The sequence below is a fragment of the Coriobacteriia bacterium genome, from assembly GCA_016649875.1.
Lineage (GTDB): Bacteria > Actinomycetota > Coriobacteriia > WRKU01 > JAENWW01 > JAENWW01.
The window spans coordinates 26,215-49,428 of sequence record JAENWW010000011.1; the positions used below are offsets into that span (position 1 = coordinate 26,215).

25 protein-coding genes and 2 tRNA genes are annotated in these 23,214 nt (G+C 52.6%); 7 read left to right on the forward strand and 20 right to left on the reverse strand.

Annotated elements, in window-relative coordinates; translation table 11 throughout:
- Positions 1 to 45: 45 nt before the first annotated feature.
- From rpmF to JJE36_05375, 10 genes are all read right to left on the reverse strand, one after another.
- Positions 46 to 222, reverse strand: coding sequence for a 50S ribosomal protein L32 (gene rpmF, locus JJE36_05330; GenBank protein ID MBK5211718.1), 177 nt, complete (start codon positions 220 to 222; stop codon positions 46 to 48).
- A 101-nt stretch (positions 223 to 323) separates the two neighbouring features.
- Positions 324 to 869: a DUF177 domain-containing protein gene (locus tag JJE36_05335; protein ID MBK5211719.1), complete on the reverse strand. Its 546-nt coding sequence runs from the start codon at positions 867 to 869 to the stop codon at positions 324 to 326.
- Between the two features lie 7 nt (positions 870 to 876).
- Positions 877 to 1,335 (reverse strand): ATPase, encoded by a 459-nt coding sequence (locus tag JJE36_05340; GenBank protein MBK5211720.1) that lies wholly within the window; start codon positions 1,333 to 1,335, stop codon positions 877 to 879.
- A 43-nt stretch (positions 1,336 to 1,378) separates the two neighbouring features.
- On the reverse strand, positions 1,379 to 1,861 hold the full coding sequence (gene coaD, locus JJE36_05345; protein ID MBK5211721.1) for a pantetheine-phosphate adenylyltransferase: 483 nt from the start codon (positions 1,859 to 1,861) through the stop codon (positions 1,379 to 1,381).
- Positions 1,861 to 2,445 carry a 16S rRNA (guanine(966)-N(2))-methyltransferase RsmD gene (rsmD, locus tag JJE36_05350; GenBank protein MBK5211722.1) on the reverse strand — a complete coding sequence of 195 codons (585 nt, stop codon included), beginning with the start codon at positions 2,443 to 2,445 and terminating at the stop codon, positions 1,861 to 1,863. The genes coaD and rsmD overlap by 1 nt, the downstream gene beginning before the upstream one ends.
- The gene (recG, locus tag JJE36_05355) at positions 2,427 to 4,529 is read right to left on the reverse strand and encodes an ATP-dependent DNA helicase RecG (protein MBK5211723.1); all 2,103 of its coding nucleotides are present in this window, start codon (positions 4,527 to 4,529) and stop codon (positions 2,427 to 2,429) included. The genes rsmD and recG overlap by 19 nt, the downstream gene beginning before the upstream one ends.
- Before the next feature lie 10 nt (positions 4,530 to 4,539).
- Complete coding sequence (locus JJE36_05360) at positions 4,540 to 5,421, reverse strand: DegV family protein (GenBank protein ID MBK5211724.1); 882 nt, start codon at positions 5,419 to 5,421, stop codon at positions 4,540 to 4,542.
- 26 nt (positions 5,422 to 5,447) lie between these two features.
- The gene (locus JJE36_05365) at positions 5,448 to 7,067 is read right to left on the reverse strand and encodes a DAK2 domain-containing protein (protein MBK5211725.1); all 1,620 of its coding nucleotides are present in this window, start codon (positions 7,065 to 7,067) and stop codon (positions 5,448 to 5,450) included.
- 12 nt (positions 7,068 to 7,079) lie between these two features.
- The gene (locus tag JJE36_05370) at positions 7,080 to 7,439 is read right to left on the reverse strand and encodes an Asp23/Gls24 family envelope stress response protein (protein MBK5211726.1); all 360 of its coding nucleotides are present in this window, start codon (positions 7,437 to 7,439) and stop codon (positions 7,080 to 7,082) included.
- Between the two features lie 14 nt (positions 7,440 to 7,453).
- On the reverse strand, positions 7,454 to 7,681 hold the full coding sequence (locus tag JJE36_05375; protein ID MBK5211727.1) for a DUF1858 domain-containing protein: 228 nt from the start codon (positions 7,679 to 7,681) through the stop codon (positions 7,454 to 7,456).
- A 147-nt stretch (positions 7,682 to 7,828) separates the two neighbouring features.
- Here JJE36_05375 and JJE36_05380 point away from each other — a divergent pair, with 147 nt between their 5' ends.
- Entirely contained in the window at positions 7,829 to 8,017 is a 189-nt protein-coding gene (locus JJE36_05380; GenBank protein ID MBK5211728.1) for a 50S ribosomal protein L28, read from the forward strand.
- A 48-nt stretch (positions 8,018 to 8,065) separates the two neighbouring features.
- Here JJE36_05380 and JJE36_05385 read toward each other — a convergent pair whose 3' ends face one another.
- The 9 genes from JJE36_05385 to JJE36_05425 all read right to left on the reverse strand — a co-directional run bounded on the left by JJE36_05385 (position 8,066) and on the right by JJE36_05425 (position 18,162).
- Complete coding sequence (locus tag JJE36_05385; GenBank protein ID MBK5211729.1) at positions 8,066 to 8,722, reverse strand: thiamine diphosphokinase; 657 nt, start codon at positions 8,720 to 8,722, stop codon at positions 8,066 to 8,068.
- Position 8,723: 1 nt separating this feature from the next.
- Positions 8,724 to 9,296 (reverse strand): energy-coupled thiamine transporter ThiT, encoded by a 573-nt coding sequence (gene thiT / locus JJE36_05390; GenBank protein ID MBK5211730.1) that lies wholly within the window; start codon positions 9,294 to 9,296, stop codon positions 8,724 to 8,726.
- A 234-nt stretch (positions 9,297 to 9,530) separates the two neighbouring features.
- On the reverse strand, positions 9,531 to 10,652 hold the full coding sequence (locus JJE36_05395) for a PASTA domain-containing protein (GenBank protein ID MBK5211731.1): 1,122 nt from the start codon (positions 10,650 to 10,652) through the stop codon (positions 9,531 to 9,533).
- Positions 10,637 to 11,587 (reverse strand): class II fructose-bisphosphatase, encoded by a 951-nt coding sequence (gene glpX / locus JJE36_05400; GenBank protein ID MBK5211732.1) that lies wholly within the window; start codon positions 11,585 to 11,587, stop codon positions 10,637 to 10,639. The genes JJE36_05395 and glpX overlap by 16 nt, the downstream gene beginning before the upstream one ends.
- A gap of 67 nt (positions 11,588 to 11,654) precedes the next feature.
- The gene (locus JJE36_05405; GenBank protein ID MBK5211733.1) at positions 11,655 to 13,046 is read right to left on the reverse strand and encodes a hypothetical protein; all 1,392 of its coding nucleotides are present in this window, start codon (positions 13,044 to 13,046) and stop codon (positions 11,655 to 11,657) included.
- Complete coding sequence (locus JJE36_05410) at positions 13,037 to 13,966, reverse strand: methionyl-tRNA formyltransferase (protein ID MBK5211734.1); 930 nt, start codon at positions 13,964 to 13,966, stop codon at positions 13,037 to 13,039. Before JJE36_05410 ends, JJE36_05405 begins: the two co-directional genes overlap by 10 nt.
- Positions 13,967 to 13,993: 27 nt before the next feature.
- Entirely contained in the window at positions 13,994 to 14,524 is a 531-nt protein-coding gene (gene def, locus JJE36_05415; GenBank protein ID MBK5211735.1) for a peptide deformylase, read from the reverse strand.
- A gap of 28 nt (positions 14,525 to 14,552) precedes the next feature.
- Positions 14,553 to 16,691, reverse strand: coding sequence for a primosomal protein N' (gene priA, locus JJE36_05420; protein MBK5211736.1), 2,139 nt, complete (start codon positions 16,689 to 16,691; stop codon positions 14,553 to 14,555).
- Positions 16,692 to 16,926: 235 nt separating this feature from the next.
- Positions 16,927 to 18,162 (reverse strand): methionine adenosyltransferase, encoded by a 1,236-nt coding sequence (locus JJE36_05425; protein ID MBK5211737.1) that lies wholly within the window; start codon positions 18,160 to 18,162, stop codon positions 16,927 to 16,929.
- 334 nt (positions 18,163 to 18,496) lie between these two features.
- Between JJE36_05425 and JJE36_05430 the strand changes: the two genes are divergently transcribed.
- The 6 genes from JJE36_05430 (at position 18,497) to JJE36_05455 (ending at position 21,582) form a co-directional block, all read left to right on the forward strand.
- Positions 18,497 to 18,955: a phosphate-starvation-inducible PsiE family protein gene (locus tag JJE36_05430; protein MBK5211738.1), complete on the forward strand. Its 459-nt coding sequence runs from the start codon at positions 18,497 to 18,499 to the stop codon at positions 18,953 to 18,955.
- A complete protein-coding gene (locus JJE36_05435; protein MBK5211739.1) occupies positions 18,956 to 20,416 on the forward strand; it encodes a glutamate--tRNA ligase in 1,461 nt (486 codons plus the stop codon).
- 134 nt (positions 20,417 to 20,550) lie between these two features.
- Positions 20,551 to 20,624, forward strand: a tRNA-Gln gene (locus tag JJE36_05440).
- A gap of 26 nt (positions 20,625 to 20,650) precedes the next feature.
- Positions 20,651 to 20,727 (forward strand) — tRNA-Glu (locus tag JJE36_05445).
- A gap of 226 nt (positions 20,728 to 20,953) precedes the next feature.
- Entirely contained in the window at positions 20,954 to 21,253 is a 300-nt protein-coding gene (locus JJE36_05450; GenBank protein MBK5211740.1) for a hypothetical protein, read from the forward strand.
- Positions 21,250 to 21,582, forward strand: coding sequence for a hypothetical protein (locus tag JJE36_05455; GenBank protein ID MBK5211741.1), 333 nt, complete (start codon positions 21,250 to 21,252; stop codon positions 21,580 to 21,582). Before JJE36_05450 ends, JJE36_05455 begins: the two co-directional genes overlap by 4 nt.
- Before the next feature lie 398 nt (positions 21,583 to 21,980).
- Here JJE36_05455 and JJE36_05460 read toward each other — a convergent pair whose 3' ends face one another.
- The gene (locus tag JJE36_05460) at positions 21,981 to 23,186 is read right to left on the reverse strand and encodes a transposase (GenBank protein ID MBK5211742.1); all 1,206 of its coding nucleotides are present in this window, start codon (positions 23,184 to 23,186) and stop codon (positions 21,981 to 21,983) included.
- Positions 23,187 to 23,214: the final 28 nt, after the last annotated feature.

A 23,214-nucleotide genomic window follows, 5' to 3' on the forward strand; every position in this document is an offset into this window, starting at 1 on the left:
AAATAAGAAAATACCCATCATTCATGTGGGTATTTTCATAACTGACTAATCGACTTCGACGATTTCCTTGCCATCATAATATCCGCATGACGGGCAGATGTGATGAGCCATTCTGAGCTCATGGCACTGAGGACACGATGATGCATTGATTGCCGTGAGCTTGTGGCTTGAGCGACGTGCATTCGTACGTGCACGACCGGTCTTTCTCTTAGGTACAGCCATAGTAGTTTATTCCTCTTTCTTAAGGTTGCGCGCTGTAAATATTTTGACAGCGTTTATACATAAAACACGAATTGTTAGTATATCACAAAAAAATTACGAAATTATTCGCTGTCTTCTTCGTCGGCATGTCCGTCCTCGCCGATAAGACCGATGAGACCGGCAAGAGGGTGCGTCGGATCGATCTCATGAGAACACGTGCATGTCTCTACGTTCAAGTTCACTCCGCACTTGGGGCAAAGTCCCAAGCAATCCCTGTCGTGTAGAGGCGCGAACGGGGTTTCCATGCGAAGGTCTTCATAGAGTTCATCCAACAACGAGATATTGCCTTCGTCATCGATGAACGGCAACGGGTCACCGGCATCATCGACGGTGGGATCGAGATAAAACAGCGTTTGCACCTCGGAGTTGATCCTCAGCGGAAATTCTTCGAGACACCTCACACAGGGGGCCGAGACATCCAAAGTAACGACTCCGAGGGCGAGAACGCCGTCTCCGGTGTACGTGAGATCGAGGTCATAGTAAGCCGGACCCAAAGGTTTGAACTCAAGGTCTTCGACGACGAACTCCGCGATATCAAAGCTGTCGTTTAGGTGCAACACCGCATCGTGATCGTCGAGTACGAGGCGTATATTGGTTTGGCTGAACATGATTATGCTATCTCTGAGCGGTCTTGCCTTGGAGACGATCTCGTCCGCGTTGAACCGCAGTGAGGAGTTTGCCGAGATTCACTTCGAGGTTTGCCATCATTTCATCGGCATAATCCTCTGCTCCGAGACGAACCTCACGCTCGTTGGCACGTGCATCTTCGAGAATCTCAGCTGCCTTGCCCTCGGCTTGACGCACGATCTCGGTGTCGCCGACGAGCATGCGCGCACGCTCTTGAGCCTCTTCGAGAACGCGGTTCGCCTCGCGCTCCGCCTCTTCGACCATTTCTTGACGTTGCTTCAAAATCCAGCGAGCCTGCTTGAGCTCCTCGGGATAGCGATCACGAATTTCATCGACGATTCCATATATAGCCTCAGGATTAACAATCTTATTACTGCTCAAAGGCATATTCTTCGAGCCTTCGACGAGCTCATCGATTCTATCGATAAGCTCCATAATGTCATCCATTTTGCCACCTTTCCAAGTGTTACTGCTTATTGAGCATCCGTAGCTAGAGTTTATCTCTGAGCAGTACGTCTACACCTTCCGGAACGAGCCCTTTCGTAGAGCCGCCATGTTTTGCAATTTCTTTGACCGCCGATGAACTCAAATACATATTCTCGGGTATGGCCATGATAAACATCGTTTCGATTTCGGAGTCCAATTGCCAGTTGAGCGCAGCCATTTGGAACTCATGTTCGAAATCTGTGACGGCGCGCAAACCCTTTACGATGACATCTGCTGAAGTATCGCATGCGAAATCAATAAGTAAATTATTAAACGACTTCACCTCTATATTAGACAAATGTTTGGTAGCCGTCAAAATCATATCGACCCGCTCTTCGACCGAAAAGAGTGTTCCCCGTCCGTTTTTCTCTTCGGATGAAGCAACTCCGACGACTATTTCATCAAAAAGTGCCGAAGCACGTTCAATGACGTCGAGATGTCCGTTCGTTATCGGATCGAATGTCCCCGGAATAACCGCACGCTTCACTACTCATTCCCCTTAAAGTCAGCATAAGATATAACAGTACTACCATACTTCTTTTGTGCACTGATTACAAAACCAACCGGCAAGTCGAACTTCGCTGCAGCCGAATGTTCATACACGATCGTGGCGTTCGCGTTGATTGCGCCCCGATTCGCCAAGTCGCAAAGATAGCTGAAGATCGCCTCCGGCACAACTTTATAAGGAGGATCGAGAAAAATAATGTCAAAGGGTCCATATACCGCTATCGCCGTCGTTGACTTGAACGCATCGACGACGAGAAGATTCGAGTTCTGTCCGAATGAAAGCGTGTCGATATTTTTCTTGACGATTTGTGCAGTTTTCGCATGCTCTTCGACGAATACCGCCCGCTTCGCACCTCTCGAAAGCGCCTCGAGCCCGAGAGCACCGCTTCCCGCGAACGAGTCGAGTACCGATATATCCGAAAAGTCACCGAAGTCGCTGACAAGACGCGAAAATATCGCCTCCCTGACACGATCGGTCGTCGGACGCGTGGTATCTCCTTTCGGCGCGACGATGGGACGCCCCTTATGTTTGCCTGCGATAATCCTCATCCGGCGCTCACCCATTCTTTTGAAACCTCTTCGAGAAGCCGGACACGCTCGCGCAGGAGCCTGAACTCCGGCCCGCTCAGTTCCGGATCATCGTTCACGATGTCAAATGCCTCCCGGCGCGTCAACATCACCAAATCTGCGTCCTCGATCAGATCCGCAATGCGAAAATTCACAAGTCCGTGTTGTTTGACTCCGAGCAATTCTCCCGGACCTCGCTGAGCCAAATCGAATTCTGCGAGTTTGAACCCGTCGTTTGTCGAAAGAAGCATGGCGAAACGATCTTTCGCCTCGTTGGAAAAAGAATCCGAAACGAGCCACACCGTTCCCGGAATTTCCCCACGACCGACTCGCCCTCTCAGTTGATGGAGTTGAGCGATTCCATAACGCTCGGCGTCAAGAATGATCATGACGGTGGCGTTGTGCACATCGATGCCGACTTCGACGACCGTCGTCGAAACCAACACATCGATTTCACCGTCCGCAAAACGTCTCATCGTTTCGATTTTCTCATTCGCGGGCATCTTCCCGGTAAGCACATCGACGCGTAAATCAGGGTATTCGATATTTTTGAGACGTTCGACTTCACGCATGGCGGCTTTGGCGTTCGAAGAATCAGACTCATCGACAAGCGCACAAATCACGTAGGCCTGCCTGCCCTCCTCGACGGCTCTGCGCACGTCGTCATGAGCTTTATATGACTGATGATGCTTGATGAGTTTCGTCGTCACCCCGGCGCCCTCGATCGGGCGCTTACGAATATATGATGTGGCCAAATCTCCGTAAGCGGTTGCGCTGAGCGTACGCGGAATCGGAGTCGCGCTCATGATGAGAACGTCCGGCGAAACCCCTTTATTACGTAAAAGTTTACGTTGGTTGACGCCGAAACGATGCTGTTCATCGATTATGACGAGCGAAAGATTTGCAAAAACGACGGACGGCTCGATGAGCGCATGCGTGCCGAAAAGGATGTTCACCTTCCCTGCAGCCGAATCGGCGAGAATCTCTTGCCGAGCTTTTTTTGAGGTCGAACCGGTCAAAAGATCCCACGATATACCAAGGACATCGAGAAGAGGACCGAGTTTTATGCTGTATTGGCGCGCGAGAACCTCCGTCGGCGCCATCATCGAAGCCTGGTTGCCCGAATCGACGGCTGCGCACAGTGCGTAGAGCGCAACCAAAGTTTTTCCGGTTCCAACATCGCCGAGTAACATACGATTCATCGGATGCGATGACTTCATATCTCTGAATATATCTTCGATGGCCGCCACTTGCTCATCGGTCGGCACGAGTTTACATACCTCCGGAAGCTTCTTGACGAGTCGCCCATCGCATCGTTGGGCGGTGCCTTGTGCAGACACCGTTTCCGTATACCGTTTGCGTGCGCACATGAGTTCGAATAGCAGCAATTCATCGTAGACGAGTCTTTGACGGGCTCGGCGTGCGTTTTCCTCATCGGTCGGGAAATGTACCTCACGAAGCGCCCGACCGAGTGAAAACAATCGATTCTTTATTCGCAACCGATACGGAAGCGAATCGAGAACGTCACCGTAATCGTCGAGGGCTTCGGCGATGATTCTCCGCATCCAGCCCGGAGAGATTCCTTCGGTGACACGATGTATCGGAAGAAGTTTGTTGCACGTGGCATTTTCCTGGTCGAGCTTCTCGACGAAGGGTTGTGTCATTTGCTTCAGTCCGTAATTGAGACGAATCTGTCCGGCAAAAACAACCCGTTCACCTTGCACAAAGGAGCGAGCGACCCAGGGTTGGTTGAACCACACGCCGACGAGAACGCCCGAGCCGTCGATGAGGGAAACTTCGGTGACTTTGAGATGGGGACGAGGGCTTTTAACCGACACCTCATGGACCGTTCCGACGTATGCGCCCTCTCCCAAGGGTGCTTGACCGATGGAGTGCTCGACACGTAAATCGAGATAGCGAAAAGGAATGTGCGTCAATAAATCACCGATGGTTTTTATATTGATTTTCGAGAATAACTCGGCGCGCACAGCATCGACATAGCGCGCCTGCTCGACCGAATCGCTCAGCGCGACGAAGCGCGTGGCTTTCGAAGAATGTATGCCGGAAGTGTCCACAACCACTTTTGACCGCCTACGCTTCGGGAGAAGACCATTTTTGAGGATAAAACGCCACGCCGCACGCTTGGGGAACATACGTTCCGATCACCGGACCGTTGCTTCCGGTGTGGACTTCTCGCCCGTCGACTCCAGCTTCATTGAGCGCTTCGCGCAAAATCTCAATATCGTTCCGATCGGTTGTATAAATGAGCGTGTAGTCGAGCGGACCCAACCTTTTCGAACAGGATGAGACATACTTCGCGAGTTCGGCCACGGCTTTCTTCCGCCCACGGCACCGTTTGAAGGGCGTAATCACCCCTTGCTCGTCGAGTGTGAGAATGGGCTTGATATCGAGCAACGATGCCGCCAAACCGGCAGCCAAACCGGCACGACCGCCTTTCACGAGATTGTCCATGGTGTCGATTATGAACAAGAGACTCGTTTTCGCAGAGATGACTCTGACTTTTTCCGCGATTTCTTCCGAATCCATTCCTTCATCACGCAACGCGCATGCCGCACGGACTATCAGACCGAGCCCTTGTGTGACACTTTTCGTGTCAATGCAATATACGGGTATCGATAGGCCTTTCGCCATGAGTCTCGAAGCCTCGTATGAGCCTGAAAGTGCCGAAGAAAGCGAAAGAGACACGATTCCATCGCAACCCTGCGCCACGAGGTTCTCATACGCTTTGCGATACTGCGCGGGAGAAGGTTGCGATGTTTTGGGAAGTTCATCGGAGCGTGCGAGTCGTTCGTAAAACTGCGGAGTAGTCATCTCAATCGCATCAAGAAAGGTTTCGTCACCGAAACTGACGCGGAGTGCGACCAGTTCAACATTTAAATTCCCAAGCTCTTCCACCGTCAAATCGCAGGTACTATCCACCATGATTCCGACTTTAGACATAACTTTAGACATAAAGGGAATGTCCTTCCAGCGTGTCGTTATTCAACGGAAATGAGAACGGGATACAAAGGCTGCTCACCACGGTGGGTTTCAACATCTATCCAGTCATACTGTTCTTTGAGATTTTTTGCTATCGCATCGCCTGCTTCGTCGGTAAATCCTTCACCGAGAAGAAGCGTGAGCGTTTCGGAATCTTCATCAACCAAGATTTTCGCTAAATCGAAGACGACTTGTTCGACCGAATCACCGACCGTTTCGATATCTTTCGAACCGACTATGCCGATTATCTGCCCGGCCTTTATATCACCGACATTGCTCTTTGCATCTTTGACCGCCGTCGTGACCTCGGCGGTTCGCACGTCGATGATGGCCTCGCTCATCTCTTCGACGAGCTCATCGAAGTCCATGCTTTGGTCGAACATGAACAACGCCGCGAATGCCTCCGGAACCGAACGCGTCGGTATAACGGCTGCCGGAATATCCAATACCGATACGGCGGCGTTGGCCGCCATGATGATATTTGAGTTATTCGGAAGGAAAATCACCTTATCGACGTTGAGTGTAGAGGCTGCCTCCACGAGGTCTTGCGTCGACGGGTTCATCGTCTGTCCGCCGGAAACGACCACATCGACTCCGAGCGATTTCAAAATTTCGATGAGGCCGGCCCCCGATGCGACGCTGACGACTCCGATCGCTTTGTGCGGAGCATTTTCTTTCGATGGGGTACCTTGCGTTGCGGGACGCTCGGCCGCCTGACGACGCATATTGTGGATATGGACCTCTGAAATCTCGCCCAAACCGAGTGCATAGCTCAAAATTTCGGAAGGATCATCGGTGTGAACGTGAACTTTATACGGTCCGGAATCACCGACGACGAGTTCGCTTCCTCCGCGCGCGGCTATGTAGTCGTGCACACGTTCCCTGTCGATCCCCTCTCCGAAAAGGAGAAATTCCGTACAGTAAAGATATTCATCGTCGTCCCAATCATCCACGGGAGTGACGGTCATGACTTGCATATCTCCGAGCACGGGAGCTTCGGCCTGCTGGCGACCGAGTAACGCCGAGACGAAACCGTTGAACCATATTGACAGTCCGAAACCACCGGCATCGACGACCCCGGCCTCTTTGAGTACCGGGAGCAATTCGGGAGTACGGCGCACGGAAGCGTACGACTCGGCCACGACTGAATCGAGGGCCTCCTCGAATGTGACCTCGGCATCGGCCGCAGCACGAGCTGCAACCGACATATCCCGGATAACCGTCAGAATCGTTCCCTCCACAGGTTTGCGGACCGCTTGGAAGGCAACCGTCGTGGCCGTTTCGAGAGAAATCGCGAGGCACAAAGTCGGCGACAGGTCGCTCGATTCGAGGAAGCCTTCACAAGCCCCACGGATTATTTGAGAGGTGATAACGCCCGAGTTACCGCGAGCGCCCATAAGCGAACCGTGCGTTGCTGCTTTGCACACATCTTCGAGCGGTGCATCAGCCGGCAACTTGGCTACATCGTTTGCGACTGCGTCGAGCGTGAGTGACATGTTCGTTCCCGTATCGCCGTCGGGAACGGGAAACACGTTCAACCTATTCACTTCATCGACACGATTTTTAAGTGCAAGCGCAGCCGAAGCGACCAGGTTGCGTACAGAAGAATATTGAATCATTTTTAACCTACCCTATCGAACCTTTACTTCAAGGACGTGGATATCCACGCGTCCTACTGTGATGCCGGCAAACTCTGTGAGAGTATAACGAACCCTGTCGGCAAGATTGCGAGAAACTTGACTGAGATTTGTCCCATACTCGATGATTACATAAAGGTCGACTTCGATTGCACCCGATTGGGCGTTCGGATCTTCGACGAGCGAAATATGAACTCCTTTGCGAAGCTTGTTGCGAGGAAGCAATTGCACGACTTCATCGACAAGCGTCGGACTGGCCATCCCCACCACGCCGTAACTTTCAAGCGCGGCGTATCCCGCCAAGTCCATAAGCACCTCATCGGAAATGCTGATAGAGCCTAGCTTTTCTGTCATTTTTTGCTCCGTTCCTAATCGTCTTGATTAAGTACACGGCTGATGTCAGCCAATAATTTTTCACCGTCGATTTCATGAGCGGCACACGCATCGCGAATGGTTTCGAACTCGGCGCCCACGCAGCACGCACAGCCCAGCCCATACCGCTCCAAAACATCGACTATCGAAGGATTCAGGTGCACCAAATCGGAGAGACGTGTGTCTAAAGTCACCGATGCCATGGCACTCCAATCATTGTTCATGGTACTAGCGGACTATTATAGCCGATACAGTCGAGGGCATACAAATCAAACGAGATTGTACTCGAAGAATATTTGTGCTAGCATAGCAAGTCCGAGTGAAATAAGCAGGATAACCTGTTTTAAGCAAATGAACCAAGGAGTTTTAACATGTCACAAGTATGCGCTGTTTGCGGCAAGCACCCTTCAGCAGGTCGCAACGTAAGTCACTCTCACCGCGTCACCAACCGTGTATTTCGTCCGAATATCCAAAAGATTAACGCCGTCGTAAACGGTAGCGTTAAGAAGATTAATGTTTGCACGAAATGCATGAAAGCCGGCAAAGTAACACGCCCCTAGTTTTCATCTCACGCAACAAATTAAAAATCGCCTCGAAAGGGCGATTTTTTATTTGTTTGCCACCACACAAATCGTTCCAAGTTCGAGCATGACGCGCGCATCGAATGCTTGTGGAGCAAACTCGTTGGATAACCCGACGGACACCATCACAGACAGAACCCTCTTATGCAACGGCCATCGGGCGCCGTCGATGGAAACCGTAGCCTCCCCTACAAGAGCAAAGACGCTGAAGCTCTGATAGCGTGCCTTCGAAAGGACGTGTTTTTTCGGTAGCCGTCCCAGCTTGTTCAGCACCCACGCATCGATCTCTTCTCCGAAAAACGAACCGTCCATGCAATGGTGCGCGGTGTCGCCGAACACTCCCAACTGCTGATCGAGTCTTCCTCCGAGCATTCCGATGCAATCGAAACTCGAGACGCCTTGCGACTTCAGCCAATCGAGCGTCGCTGAAAAATCAGAATAATCTTTATCGGTGGGAAGTTCGATTCTTTGCGCTTGGCTTTGTTCGATGAAGGTGATCCCTTGCGGAGAAATCGAATCGCTGTCGCCGACATAAAAGTCCGGTATCACTCCGGATTGTGCACATAAGTCGGCTCCACCGTCGACGGCGACGACGTTGACATAGCCCTCTTCGGCTATCATGCCGGCCACGCGGCCGACATGATAGCTTTCGAAGATAGGTCCTATGAGCAAAGCTTGCTTCACTTTATGATTGCTTCTCCCACATGGAGCGTGCCAATACCGGAACGATAAGTACCGTTACGATAGCACATCCTATAAAGGATGGGACGAGATAGGTCAGCTGATACCCGGCAGAGTAGAGGAAGACATTTTGTCCCTTCGGCGCATTCTGCGCGAAGAAAATCACGCCGGATAAAAAGTGGGCCAAGAAACGTCCGACGGCGCCGATGAGGATTCCACCTATCGTGTAAACGAGCAAAGAAGTCGTTTTGCTCTTCATGAAGGCATGCTCGGCCGGCTTTTTGAACAACCCGGCCAGTCCGACGAGACCAAAAGCGATCGGGTAGTCGAGGAACACCTGGAACACGTTGAATATGTAGGGTGCTATCAAAAAATCGATTCCTCCGCACAGAGCACCGGCGAGCATTCCGACCAAGGGCCCTCTGAAAAGCGCCAAGATGAGTATCGGTGTCATCGCAAGCGAAATCGAACCGCCCGCCGCGTTTATCGGCAGACGAACGTTGAGGTAGTCGAGCACCGCGAAAAGCGCTACCGACAATCCAATTTCAGCTATAGTACGGATACGTTCATTTCTCATAACTCCACCTTTTCCTGTAACGTGACGGGCCGTGTGGATGAGAGATATGTGAGATATACTCGTCCAACGTGCATGTGCTGCATTACCAGCACCGTCATTTCGGTCGTGACCTCAAGGCCACCTCTCAGCCGCGTCGCACGCAGCTCCCGAGTCGAATAATTTACGAGTTCAACGATAACACACAATGATTTCGAGAAGCATATCTTCTTATGATATTTCAGGCTACCGGCTCGTTTAAGGGGTCAGAAAGCCCCCGACGCCCAGATAGACGCTACGGGCGATAATGTCTTTGAATTGCGAGTCATCCATCAAGGCGGCGTCGGTCGCGTTTGCAAGCGAACCGAATGAAACCTGAAACGCCTGCTTCCGGCTCACCGAGCCTGAAGCCATCTTGCTTGAGGAAAGCCGCACATTTTGCGCATAGGACTTCAACTCACCGTACACCTGCGATCCGACGGAGCCGGAAGCGACGACCTGAGTCGAATTCTGGCTCGGATCATAGACTACCAATCCGCTCGAGCCTGCATCGCGAACCGCAAGTTGAATCATGACGTCGCTTCGCTCATATGCTTTTTGAAGCAACGAGGCCGAGCTTTTTTTCTCCGCCGCCGAGCGCGTCACGATCACGTCTGCTCCCGCCGCTTTGAAGAGCGATGAAAGTCTCCGTGCGACATCGAATGTGATGTCGGACGTTTCGTTCGAAGAGTAGAGAGGAACGATTGAAATCGTTTTCCATTTGAGATCGAAATCCTTCAAAACGATATCTTGGCTGCCGCCCGAAACGCGAATCGTCACCGCGTCTCCGGTGAAAACGGTTCCGCCAATCACCGGAGAAACAGAGAGGACCGTTCCCGCCTCTTGGTATGAGGGCTCACTCACCAAAACCGGAACGAGACCGAGTTGCGTGAGTGCTCTCGTCGCATAAAGTTCATTTTCACCGACGACGTTCGGGACCTGCAGTTGCTCGGTGCCTCCCGATACCACGAGAGAAACCAAACCACTGCCTTTGGGACGCTTTGATTTTTTCGGGCTTTGATCGATGACCGTACCGCGTTTCACGGCCGAAAAGCGCCTCTCGACTATTTTTGCGTGAAGTCCTGCCTGTTCGATACGCGTCGCCGCCAAGTCGCTATCGATTCCGATGACGTTGGGAACGGTCACCAGCGCGCTTCGGTAATATAATCCGTACCCTCCGAAGGACAATAAAATAACAAGGGCGAACGCAATCGCGAAGCCCTTGTTGATTTTTATACTCGAAGTCTGACGAGGCTCTTTCTCTCGATCAAGCTCCGGTAATAAAACTATTTCTCGAAGTGTACGCTCTTGTTCCATGAGTCTCGCTAGCTGATCGTCCACATTCCGTCTGCGGCACTGCGATGTATGGTCTCGACGAAACGAATCGTCTTCGTGCTTCCGTCGAATACGACCGAATGAACGCGCCCGCCGTGAACACCCTTCACAAGCTCACCGTCGGTGACGCCTGCAGCGATGAAGACCGCATCATCGGTGCGAACCAAATCATCGAGCGTGAGCACACCGTCGATGTCGACTCCGGAAGTTTTCGTGGCGCGCTTGATTTCCTCTTCATTTCTGAAGTTGAATCGTCCCTGGAATCCCCCGCCGACGCACTTCATGGCGGTGGCGGCCAAAACACCTTCGGGAGCTCCGCCGGCACCCATGTAAAGGTCTATGCCGGAGTGCTCGATCGAAGTCGCGACGACACCGAATACATCACCGTCGGTGATGAGGCGAACGCGTGCACCGGCCGCATGCACCTCGTTGATGAGATCGACGTGGCGATCGCGCTCGAGAATGCAGACGACGAGCTCATCGACCGGCTTTCCGAGAGCGGCGGCGACATTGTTGACGTTTTCGGTGTGCGAAGCATCGATATCGATCGCGTCTTTGGCTTTCGGACCGGCGGCGATTTTCCACATATAGGTATCGGGAGCATAGAGCAGTGAGCCACGAGGCGCAAAAGCGATGGTGACCAGTGCATTCGGCTGAGCGTAGGCGCAGAGATTGGTCCCCTCGAGAGGATCGACGGCGATATCGATCTCCTCGCCACCGCGACCCACCTCTTCGCCGATATAGAGCATGGGAGCCTCATCGCGCTCGCCCTCGCCGATGACGATTCGACCGGAAAAATCAATTGTGTCGAATTGCTTGCGCATTGCCTCTACCGCGGCGGCATCGGCAAGGTCTTTCTTGCCTCTACCGATCCACTCCGCAGCAGCAAACGCCGCGGATTCGGCAACTGATAGAATCTCATTGATACGCTTGCTATCCATTGATACCTACCTTTCAAAGTCATTTTCTCATACAATTTTTACGTTAAGACGACAACTGTCGCCTCGGCTATCCTCGTTTAATACGCGCAATGAAGTGCCCGTCGGGTCCGTCATCAAGCGGAATGGACTGGAAAAATCCTTCCTCAGTGATAAAGCTTTCCCAACTTTCAGGTAGTTCCGAAGCTCGAATCTGCTCGATTTCGAACGAACTTCCCTGAGGACTTTCCAAAAACTTTTGCACGACTTCTGCGTTTTCTTCTTTAGCCATTGTACAGGTTGCAAAGATAATTTTCCCCTTCGGTTTAACCAAATGCGAGGCCGCCATAAGTAACTCCATAGAAATTTCGGCAAGAGCGGCAATATCGGACTCGGACAGGCGCCACCGTTTATCGACATGGCGCCGTAGCGTCCCGATCCCTGAGCACGGTGCATCGATTAAAACGGTGTCGGCCACGTTCGATCCGCCGACCGCCTCGATGAGTGCATCGGCATCGCGCGCATCCACCGTTTGCACGCTCACTTCAGACAAGCCGTATCGAAGAGCCTGTTCGAGCGTGATCATCGACTTGTACTCGAAAGAATCGATACCTATCACACGAGCCGCCGCGGAACCGCTCAAACGCGCTTCACTTGCAAGCAGAAGGGTCTTGGTCCCTCTCCCCGATCCGATTTCGACGATTGTTTCTTCCGCACGCGCGTCGCACAGTTTCACGACGAGTTGGGCCGCCGCATCGATGGTGAAGAGTCGACGGGTGCCGACGAGTTCGCCTGCAACGGCTATCGCGGGATTTGAGACCTTGAGCGCACGCGGAAGGAGGGGGTCGAGGAGGGAAACCACGACGCCCTCTTTTTCAAGCGCGGTAATCGCGGTATCCACTTCTCCGTACCACGAGGGCACCGCCAGGTAGAAAGGAGGCGCCTGGTTGAAGGCGGCCAAAACAGTTTCGGTTCGAGACATTCCGAACTGATCGACGAATCGCTTCGTGAGCCACAGCGGAAACCCGTACGCACGCGCAAGCGCTTCGACATCGGTTGCAGGATCGCCGAAAGGAAAATCGGAGCTCAGCTTGATAGCTGAGCGCAAAATGGCGTTTGCAAGGCCGGAAGAATGCGGGTGCACGGATTTAACGAGTTCGACACCTTGGTCGACCGCCGCATAATCACGCTTCTCTTCGATGAAAATTTCATACAGAGCGATTTTGAGGGCATCGCGCACTTTAGGTTTGATGTGGTTCGGTTTCTCGCACAATCGACTCAAAATCTCATCGAGAGTACCGTCGTAACTGATGACGCCGTAAGAAAGACGTGTCGCATAGGCGGCATCCCGTGCGTCGAGCTTGGCGTATTTGAGCTGTTGGGAAAGCGTCTCATGGGCGAATGAATCGCCGGCATGCACTTTACGCACCACTTCATAGGCGACTTTTCTCCCCGGACTGAGCTTGTCGGGTTTTACTGCCATGTCGCACCCGTTTTCAAACGAGCTCCGCGTGCGTATTCATCCGCACTCATGGCTTTCTTTCCATCGGCTTTGATTTCGATGAGTTCCACTACTCCGTTCGAACAGCCGAGATAGACCGCATGCTTGACGACGGCTATCCGACCCTCTTCAATAGATTCGGGCATATCAAAAATGTTTTCTCCGCGGTGAGCAACGACGGACGCGTGCAAAACCACCGTGCCCACTCCTGCAAGCATCAGGCGCGCGGGAGCTGACGAGGAACTCGCTCGTACTCTACGCACGAATTCCTCGGCATCGAGTTTCGGACTGAGCGCAACGTCGGACTTGCTTATCTTGTGCGCATAGGTGGCAAGCGATTCATCTTGCTTTTTCCATACGAGCGCACCTGATTGAAATAAATCCAACACCTCATCCATGAGATTGGCGGCGATTTCTCCGAGCTCCCGTGTCAATTGAGCGGTGGATTTATGGCCGATTTCCGTCGAGACGTTCATGGCATAGTCTCCGGTGTCCAGACCCTCCTCCATACGCATCAGCGATACGCCGGTCTCCTCGTCTCCCGCCAAAATAGCCCGCTGAACGGGGGCCGCGCCACGCCATGTCGGAAGCAAGGAGGCATGGAGGTTCACGCAACCGAGCCGCGGTATATCCAAAATGCGGCGAGGCAGAATCATACCGTAAGCTGCAACGACGATGAGATCGGGCGCAAAAGCCAAAATTTGTGAAACTATTCCGTCGTCTTTGAGCGTCGAGGGAGTGAACACGGAAATGCCGAGCTTTTCAGCCGCCACCTTAACCGGCGAGGGGAAAAGTTCATTGCCCCTTTTGGACCGTGCATCCGCACGCGTGTACACCGCAACGATATCGGCTCTTTGCGCCAAAATCTGTAAAGTCGGCACGGCGTATTGAGGAGTTCCCATGTATATGATGCGCAGTTTTGACATCGATCAGCTCATATAATGTTCGCGCATAACTTGTCTGCGAACCTTCGGCGTTGCGCGGTCGATGATCAAAATCCCCTTCAAATGGTCCATTTCATGCTGAATGACGCGTGCGGTGAACTCGTCGGCATCGATATGAACGGGATTGCCGTGCGCATCGAGCCCTTCGACGACGACGCTTTCGGGTCGTGAAACGGGGAAATAGATGTCGGGAAAGGACAGACAGCCCTCATCGAGTTCGATTATCGTTTCCGACGCCGACAGAATCACCGGATTGCACAATACTTTCGGAGAATTCTGCTCCTGTGTATCGTCATATACGAAAAAATTCTTCGCCACGCCGACTTGGATGGCAGCCAACCCGACACCCTCCTCCTTATACATGGTGGAGATCATGTCATCGATGAGTTTTTTGAAGTCCGGCTCGTTTATCGGATCGACATCATTACTCACGGTTTTCAAAAGCGGATTCGGATACGGAATGACTTTCAATTCACGTGCCTTTCGGAAGGGATGATTTTTCTTGTATCTTTTCATAAATCAAGTATACCAACTAATCGTGTGGCTACATGAGCGACAAGGGGTCGACATCGACGGCGACGCCGACATGATGCGAGCTCGGTACACTCTTAAGCTTTTCAAGAACGATATCACCGAGCGCGACACCGCGCTTCGCCTTGATCAGCAGATGATAGCGAAACTTGTTGTTGATCCGTGAAAGCGCACACGGAGCAGGCCCGAGCAAAGTGATATCGGTCTCGTCTGCAAATGCTTTTCCCAACGACTCGGCGTACTCTTTTGCATCGGTTTCTTTCACAGCGGAAAGAATCACGTTGGCAAGCCGGACATAGGGAGGATACCTCAGCTCGCGCCTGACTTCGGACTCCGGCTCATAAAAGAGAGAACGGTCGTGCTTTTGCGCCGCGACAATCGCTGGATGGTCGGCCCAATAGGTCTGGATGATGACTCGACCGGTCTCCTCCCCTCGACCCGCACGTCCCGCGACCTGCTCGAGCAATTGATACGTGCGCTCTCCCGCCTGATAGTCGGGAAGATTGAGCGTGACATCGGCAGTGACGACGCCGACGAGCGTCACCTCGGGAAAATCGAGTCCTTTTGCAATCATTTGCGTTCCGAGCAAAACTCCATACTCGAGATCGGCGAACTGAGCGAGAAGTTTTTGATGGGCGTTTTTGGTCGTCGTCGTGTCGGCATCCATTCTCACGACGGGCATAGCGGGAAACAACGCCTTTAATTCCGACTCGAGGCGCTGCGTTCCCGCACCGAACTGGCGCAAGTACGGGCTTCCGCACTCGGGACACACGCCCGGCAACGGCTCGATGAGATTGCACTGATGACAGCGAAGATGGTTGTTGTGTTCATGGTAGGTCAAAGAGGTCGAGCAGTTTTTGCAGTGAGGAACATACCCACACTCCCTACAGAGAAGAAACGATGCCGATCCCCTTCTGTTGAGGAGCAAAATCGCCTTCTGTTTCTTTGCTTCGACCGTTTCAAGAGCGGCGGCGAGTTCACGGGAAAACATCGAATGATTGCCTTCCTCGAACTCTTTCGTCAAATCGACCACGGTGACTTCCGGCAACGCACGATGATTCGCGCGCTCATCCAAAACGACCTGTTTCCACCGGTTTTCGGCGCACAAGTTCAATGCCTCGAATGAGGGCGTCGCACTTCCCAAGACGAGAGGAATGTGTCGCAACCGCGCCATGAAAACAGCGACATCGCGCGCGTGATAGCGGGGGGAACTCGACTGCTTGTACGAACTGTCATGCTCTTCATCGATGATGATGAGCCCGGTGTGCGCCAACGGGGCGAAAAGTGCGGAGCGGGCGCCCACGACCACACGGGCATCGCCGGATTGGATGCGATCCCACTGATCTTGTTTTTCGCTGTCGGAAAGTTTCGAATGAACCACCGCGACCAAATCGCCGAAGCGCGCCTTGAAACGACCGACGGTCTGAGGGGTGAGGGAAATCTCGGGAACGAGCGCAATCGCCCCTTGACCGCTCTCCAACGTCTTCTCGATCGCCTGAAGATATACCTCCGTTTTGCCTGAGCCGGTAATACCGTCGAGCACGACGACGCCAGCGCCGGCAGCGGTTGCCTCGGCAATGGCGTCAAGGGCTGTGATTTGGCCGGCAGTCAATTTTTCCGGTCGCACATATTCCATCGATGCCGGTGTGATGTCGCCGCGATACACCCGCTTGATTTCGCACTCCACGTAACCGTGCGCCTCGAGAAGTTGCATGGTTTTGTGATCGGCGCCGGCGACGGCCCCCCGGAGCTCTTTATACGTGCGCGGAAAATCCTTCAGTTGGGAGAGGATCGCGATCTGCTTTTTCGCCTGGGGCCGCGGCACAAACTCCCGGCCCTTCTCGGTAAGCGAATAGGTATATTCGAACCGGTGTCCCGAGGCCGAGTTCATCGCCTCGAACGTCCCGTCGACGGTTTCTCTGACGACGAACTTGCCCGAAGACGGCGTGAACAGACGTATCGCCACCGCGAGAGGGGAACCGTACTCACGAGCGATCCAGCGTGCGGTCTCGACGGCATTCTCATCGAAATACGGACCGTCGACAGGAGCTATTATCGGATTGATCTCAAAGGTTGCGTTTTGTAATGATTCATCGTTGCCGTCGATGATTTCGACCACGTAGCCGACGACGACCTGCGCTGCAAAACGCACCAGGACAGCATACCCGACGGAAAAATCATTCGGGAAATTTCGAGCGGTCTCATCGACCGAATAAGTGAACGGCTTATCGACCGCTCGGACTTTTAAATCTATGATGACTCTGATAAAAATAATCGGCTCATTTCAACTCGAATAACGGATGCTTGCCCATTCAAGTATAACGAAGACCCCCGACAGTTCGGAGGTCTTCGCAAGAATTACCGATATCGAAGCGTAAAAGTGCAGCTTAAGCGGCACCTTCGCAAGCAGCCTTGAGCTCGGCGACACGACTTGTCTTCTCCCACGTAAAGCCTTCCAAATCACGCCCGAAGTGACCGTAAGCCGCCGTCTTAGAGAAAATCGGCTTTCGCAAATCGAGGTCGCGGATAATCGCGCCCGGGCGCAAGTCGAACACCTTCTCGATTGCAGCTTCGATGGATGCGACCGCCACTTTTTCGGTTCCAAAGGTATCGAGCATGATCGAGAACGGTTTAGCGACCCCGATCGCATAGGCGAGCTGAATTTCACAACGGTCCGCCAAACCGGCGGCAACGACGTTTTTGGCGACCCAGCGAGCGGCATAGGCGGCCGAGCGATCGACTTTGGTGCAGTCTTTTCCGCTGAATGCACCGCCGCCGTGACGACCCATTCCACCGTAGGTATCGACGATGATCTTCCGCCCCGTCAAACCGGTGTCGCCCATCGGCCCGCCGACGACGAAACGACCCGTCGGGTTGACATAGATTTCGGCGTCTTTATAGGCAAGTCCCTCGGCATCGAAAACCGGCTTGATGATGTGCTCGATGACATCGGGAGCCATCTGGTTATCTATATCGACGCCCTCGGCATGCTGTGAGGAAATCAAGATTTTCTCCACTCCCACAGGCTTTCCGTGATCGTAGCGTACGGAGACTTGCGTTTTGCCGTCGGGCCGCAGATACGGAAGCGTTCCCGACTTGCGTACGGCGGTGAGGCGCTCCGCGAGACGATGCGCCAGATAAATCGGCATCGGCATGAAATGCGGAGTCTCGTTGCAGGCGTAACCGAACATCATGCCTTGGTCGCCGGCGCCCACACTCTCGATCGGGTCGTAATCCGCGCCGTGCTGCGTCTCGAAGCTCTCGTCGACTCCCTGCGCGATATCGGGACTTTGCGCATGAATCACATTCACGACGCCACAGGTGTTGCCGTCGAAACCGAACTCCGAACTGTTGTAACCGATTTTCGCGATGGTCTCGCGGACGATGCGATCGACATCGACATAGGCGTGGGTGCGGACCTCGCCACCGACAACCACCAGGCCGGTCGTCACGAAGGTTTCACAGGCGCAGCGAACGCTGTCCACGTCGCCCTCGCCTTTCGCTTGGAGCTTTGCCTCCTCCGTCAAAATGGCATCGAGCACGGCATCTGAAATCTGATCGCACATCTTATCGGGGTGTCCTTCGGTGACCGACTCCGATGTGAACAAATAGTTATCCGACATATCGACTTCCTTTCGCTTTCGCCTAAAAAAATACCCTCATCAAAAGAGATAAGGGTCAGTTACGAAAAATCCCTCATCTGCCAGACCGATCGTCTGCCGAGAAGGGGCACCGTTGCGCCGCTGAGCGCTGGTTGCCGGGGTGTCAATGGGCTCGGTCCCTCGACCCTAAGCAATGCCTAATCGACATCGCCTCTTGATGATAGAAATACTGTAACACAGGGTTTTGACGTAATGATGGGCTTAAATGATATTGTTGTTACTTTTGCTGAGAGTGCCCCTTATAATGGAAACGTGTGAACGATCGTTGTACGCCCACATGACAAAGGAATCGAGCATGATCGAAAGAATCTACGACAAGATTGTCTACCTCATAGAGGTGGCCGTTGCCGGCATACTCGTCATCTTGGCGGGTCTGTCCCTTTGGGCGCTCTTGGCGACCATCTACCACATTATAAGCGGAGGCGTGCTTTTTGAACGCACCGTATTCGTGAGCACCGTATCCATCGTTCTCGATGTGTTCATTTTGGTCGAGCTGTTCCGCATCGCCTTGGCCTATATGAAGCATGCAAATGTCGTGCCAACGGTGCTTGAAGCAGCACTTGTCGCCATCGCTCGAAAGTTCGTCATGTTCGAGCCAGCCGCCAATATCTCGGCTCTCTACTATGCACTCGGGCTCAGCGCCCTCATTTTATCCGTTGCCGTTTCGTGGTATCTGATGATGCGCACCGCCGCCCTTGCAAGCAAAGAAGATATCAACGATTTTATATTTCCGGACTCCGAGGAGAACAAATAAATGTCAGAAAATGTTCGTGTTCGTTTCGCCCCGTCACCCACAGGTGCACTCCATGTCGGAGGGGCTCGTACCGCAATCTATAACTGGGCGTTCGCCCGCTCGGTGGGAGGCACGTTCATCCTTCGCATAGACGACACCGACCCGGAGCGCTCCACGCAAGAAAACACCGAACAAATTCTGCGCGCACTTGACTGGCTCGGCATCGACTGGGATGAGGGCCCGCAAGTCGGTGGAGATTTCGGTCCCTACTTTCAGACACAGCGCTCCGAAAAATACAAAGTCGCGCTTGAGAAAATGATTGCGAACGGTTCGGCGTATCCGTGCTTCTGTTCGCAGGAAACGCTCGCCGAAAAACGCGAAGCCTCCCGCAAGCAGGGTGGGTTTTCAGGCTACGACCGCACCTGTCGTTCGATGCCGTCCGACGAGGCTGCCGCTCGTATCGCCGCTGGTGAAAACCACGTATGGCGCCTCAAAGTACCCGATGATCACGGTCCGGTCGTCGTCGATGACATCATCAGAGGAAACACCGACTTCCCCATCACCGCGCTCGACGACTTCGTGTTGGCACGCAACGACGGCACACCGACGTACAACTTCGCCACGGTCTGCGACGACGGCGATATGGGAATCACGCACATCATCCGCGGTGACGATCACCTGGCCAACGCTCCCCGACAAATTTTGGTGTTCGAGGCGCTCGGCTACAACGTGCCTCGGTTCGCCCACCTCTCCATGATTTGGGGTGAAGACGGCAAGAAACTCTCGAAGCGCCACGGTGCTACCAGTGTAGAGGCCTATGCCGAGCTCGGCTATCTGCCCGAGTCGCTCTTGAACTACCTGGCGCTTTTGGGGTGGTCGCTCGACGGTGAAACCACCATCATCTCGACGGAAACGCTTAAAAAAGAATTCTCACTCGAACGCATCTCCAAAAATCCCGCAATCTTCGACATGAAGAAACTCGAATGGATGAACGGCGTCTACATTCGCGACATGGAGCCTTCCGAGTTCTCCAAGCGCATGGTCGCCCTTCTCGTCGAGGCCGGTCTGACCACCGAGGCTGATTATGAAAGCCGTTCGGCATGGTATCACGAGTTGGCACCGCTCGTCTCCGAGCGCATCAAGCTCATGACCGAGGTCGTTCCCATGGTGAGCTTCCTGTTTGCGGACACGGTTAAAATCGATGAGAAGTCACGCACGAAGGTGCTTGAAAAAGACGGCTCACTCGAGTCGCTTACCGCGGCACTGGCGATTCTTCAAAAAGCGGAGTGGAGTGTCGAGGCACTCGACGAGGACATGCACGGGCTCCCCGATGAGCTCGGCTTTAAGGCTCGGGTGATTTTCCAGGCCATTCGCGTCGCGGTCACGGGCACCATGGTTTCTCCCCCGCTCTTCGAGTCGATTTATCTTCTCGGGCGCGAGCGCACAGTGGCACGGATAAAAGCTGCACTGGAATTGCTTTAGAACTCGGTTCGCTGTTGCGAAATTCGAGGTGTTCTTGTCGGATCGATCTCTGCTGTTTCGCTTGACACTGCAAGGCTAAATCCGTAATATATATCTTCGCGCCTAATATGCGTTGAGCACTTCAAATGGCTTCTTGGGGTGTCGTCTAATGGTAGGACAGCGGCTTCTGGTGCCGTATGTGGGGGTTCGACTCCTCTCACCCCAGCCAATGTATTCGACACGATTCCAAAACTTGCCCCGTTCGTCTAGCGGTCTTGGACACCGCCCTCTCAAGGCGGAGATCACGGGTTCGAATCCCGTACGGGGTACCAACAAACATGCAGGTCGGAGCTTTAATCAGCTCCGACCTTTTTCTTTTTGCCCATTGTATCGGTCGCCTCGCGATCTCTCTCCGGAAACGCCTAGACTAGGCTATACCAAACGAGGTATTCTTAGCTGAGATTAACAAGTTAAATGGCATGGTGCTCGTTCAAAAATTAGAATTCAGGTATTTACATGAAACAAGCGGATACGATAACGGTTGCTGAGTTATCCAAAATGGCCCAAAAAATGTACGGAAATCTAGTAAAGGGTGTTGTAGACATTCAAAAACAGGCGTTAGTAGTAGATGTAGAGATGCATGCTGATGCAGAGCAGTATTTGCTGGAAATCGGCTCTGTACAAAATGATTTGTGGGGTATAAATCTATATCCTGAAAAATTTGGCACTGACGAGTTTATAGAATTTGATTCGATGATTAATATACGTCCGAGACAGCAAAATATGTCTCGCGGCGTCGAGGATGAGAATGTTCGCAACCAGATAATTGCTTTGGTATCAGAGAAAGTCAAACGATGACCGACTTATACGCCGTTGATGAAAAACGCTGGGGACAGATGACCATTTTTGAACAAATGGGCAATATCTCCAGTGAAGTTGGGCGTTCTTTCAGCGCCAAACGACGCGGTGACGATGCTGATTGTTCTCGGGCCGTCGAGCGTGCGATAGACCTGTTTGATTCCACGATATCGTTGCTAATAAAAAGTAAGTCGCCAAAATCTAAAGAAGTGTTACGCGCAAAAGAATCATTTTTGGCGGCTATTTTTAGTAAAGAGCTTCAACCAGATGACCAGAATCTAGAGCGTTACTTTATGCAATATGCAATCGCCGCTCGTTTAAATAAATAGCAGTAAATTTGTCATCGGCCTCAACATCTTGGGGAACTTAGTGGCTGGAAGCGAACCTATTGGCACCCAGAAAACAGCGTCACACTGCGTTAAAGGCTGAAGTTACGCAACAGGATAATGTATTGGTGCATCGTCGCTTTACCTTAGAGGAAAAACGGAACCTCGACGGACAATGGACCCTGTTTCTCGAACGCAAAAGCATGGAGGTCAGCGGCGGCGCAAGGTTTGTACGCATCAACCTCAAAGACTTCAAGAACGCCCGCTCAGGAGCCTCATATGCCAGTAAGTACAATCGGCAAGACCTTTAAGACAGCGACCAACGCCAAAAGAACCATAAACGCTATCTGTGCTCGCTTGACATCCTCCCCGCCGTGAACAGACGGGGATTCCTACGGCGTTCAGGCGTATGCTTGAATCGCTTCGGCGGGTTCCTGATTCATCGAGAAGTCTAACAGCACTATCTCTCCACAGGCTAACACGGCATATCCTGCCGCTAAGATGTTACATGCTGAATTTACGTCTGCATTGGCTTCATGGCCGCAAGCGGTGCATTTGAATCCGGCTTGGCTTGTCCGGTTTTCAGCTGCTGTATGGCCGCAAACAATGCATTTCCGGCTGGTGTTCCGGGGCGGGACTGCAATTACTTCCCCGCCTAACCAAGCTTCCTTGTACTCAAGTTGCCGCCTGAATTCAAACCAGCCTTGATCGAGAATCGAGCGATTGAGCCCAGATTTGGCCCTGACGTTTCTTCCCGGTTTTTCAATGGTGCCCTTCGCGGATTGAGACATGTTCTTGATCTTCAAGTCTTCAATACATACAATCGCGTGGTTTTGGCTGATTGTGGTAGTGGTCTTATGAAGATAATCTTTCCGCTCGTTGGCAATCCGGGTATGAAGCTTATTGATTTTTGATTTTACCTTCTTCCTATTACAGCTGTATTTCTGTTTATGTGACAGAGACCGCTGATACCGCGCGAGTCGCTGTTGGTGTTTTTTGAAGCTGTTGACCGGTTCAAAGATGGTGCCGTCCGATAGCGTGGCAAACTTTGCAATGCCTACGTCGATGCCGATGATCGAGGTTGAGAGGTGTACCGGCTGTTCAACCTCTCGCTCAGTCTGGACACTGATATACCAGTGTCCGCCTGATAGACTGACGGTGACGTTTTTGGTGGTGCCTTCCACGACTCGACTGTTACGGTAGTGAATCCAGCCGATTTTAGGCAGGAAGATACGACTGTTGGGTTGATCTAGTTTGAAACCTTGCGGAAAACGGAAGGAGTCATGCCGTCCACGCTTTTTGAATTGAGGGAAATCAGCACGTTTCTGAAAGAAGTTGGTATAAGCTCTCTCAAGGTCTTTTAAGCATTGCTGCAATGACTGTGAGGGCGTTTCTTTGAGGAAACCGGCTTCACCTGTTTTCCATGCAACAAGGGTCTTACACAAATCTGAATAGTCTAGTTTCTTCTCGCCCTGCTCCCGGCGATCCTGTTGAAGTGCAAGGCTTTTATTCCAGACAAAGCGACAACTCCCGGCAAATTGGCGCAATTGGCGCTCTTGAGTGCCGTTGGTCTTTATCTGATATTTATAGGCTTGCAAACGTTTCATAGTTTGTATTATACTCTGGTCTCTGAGG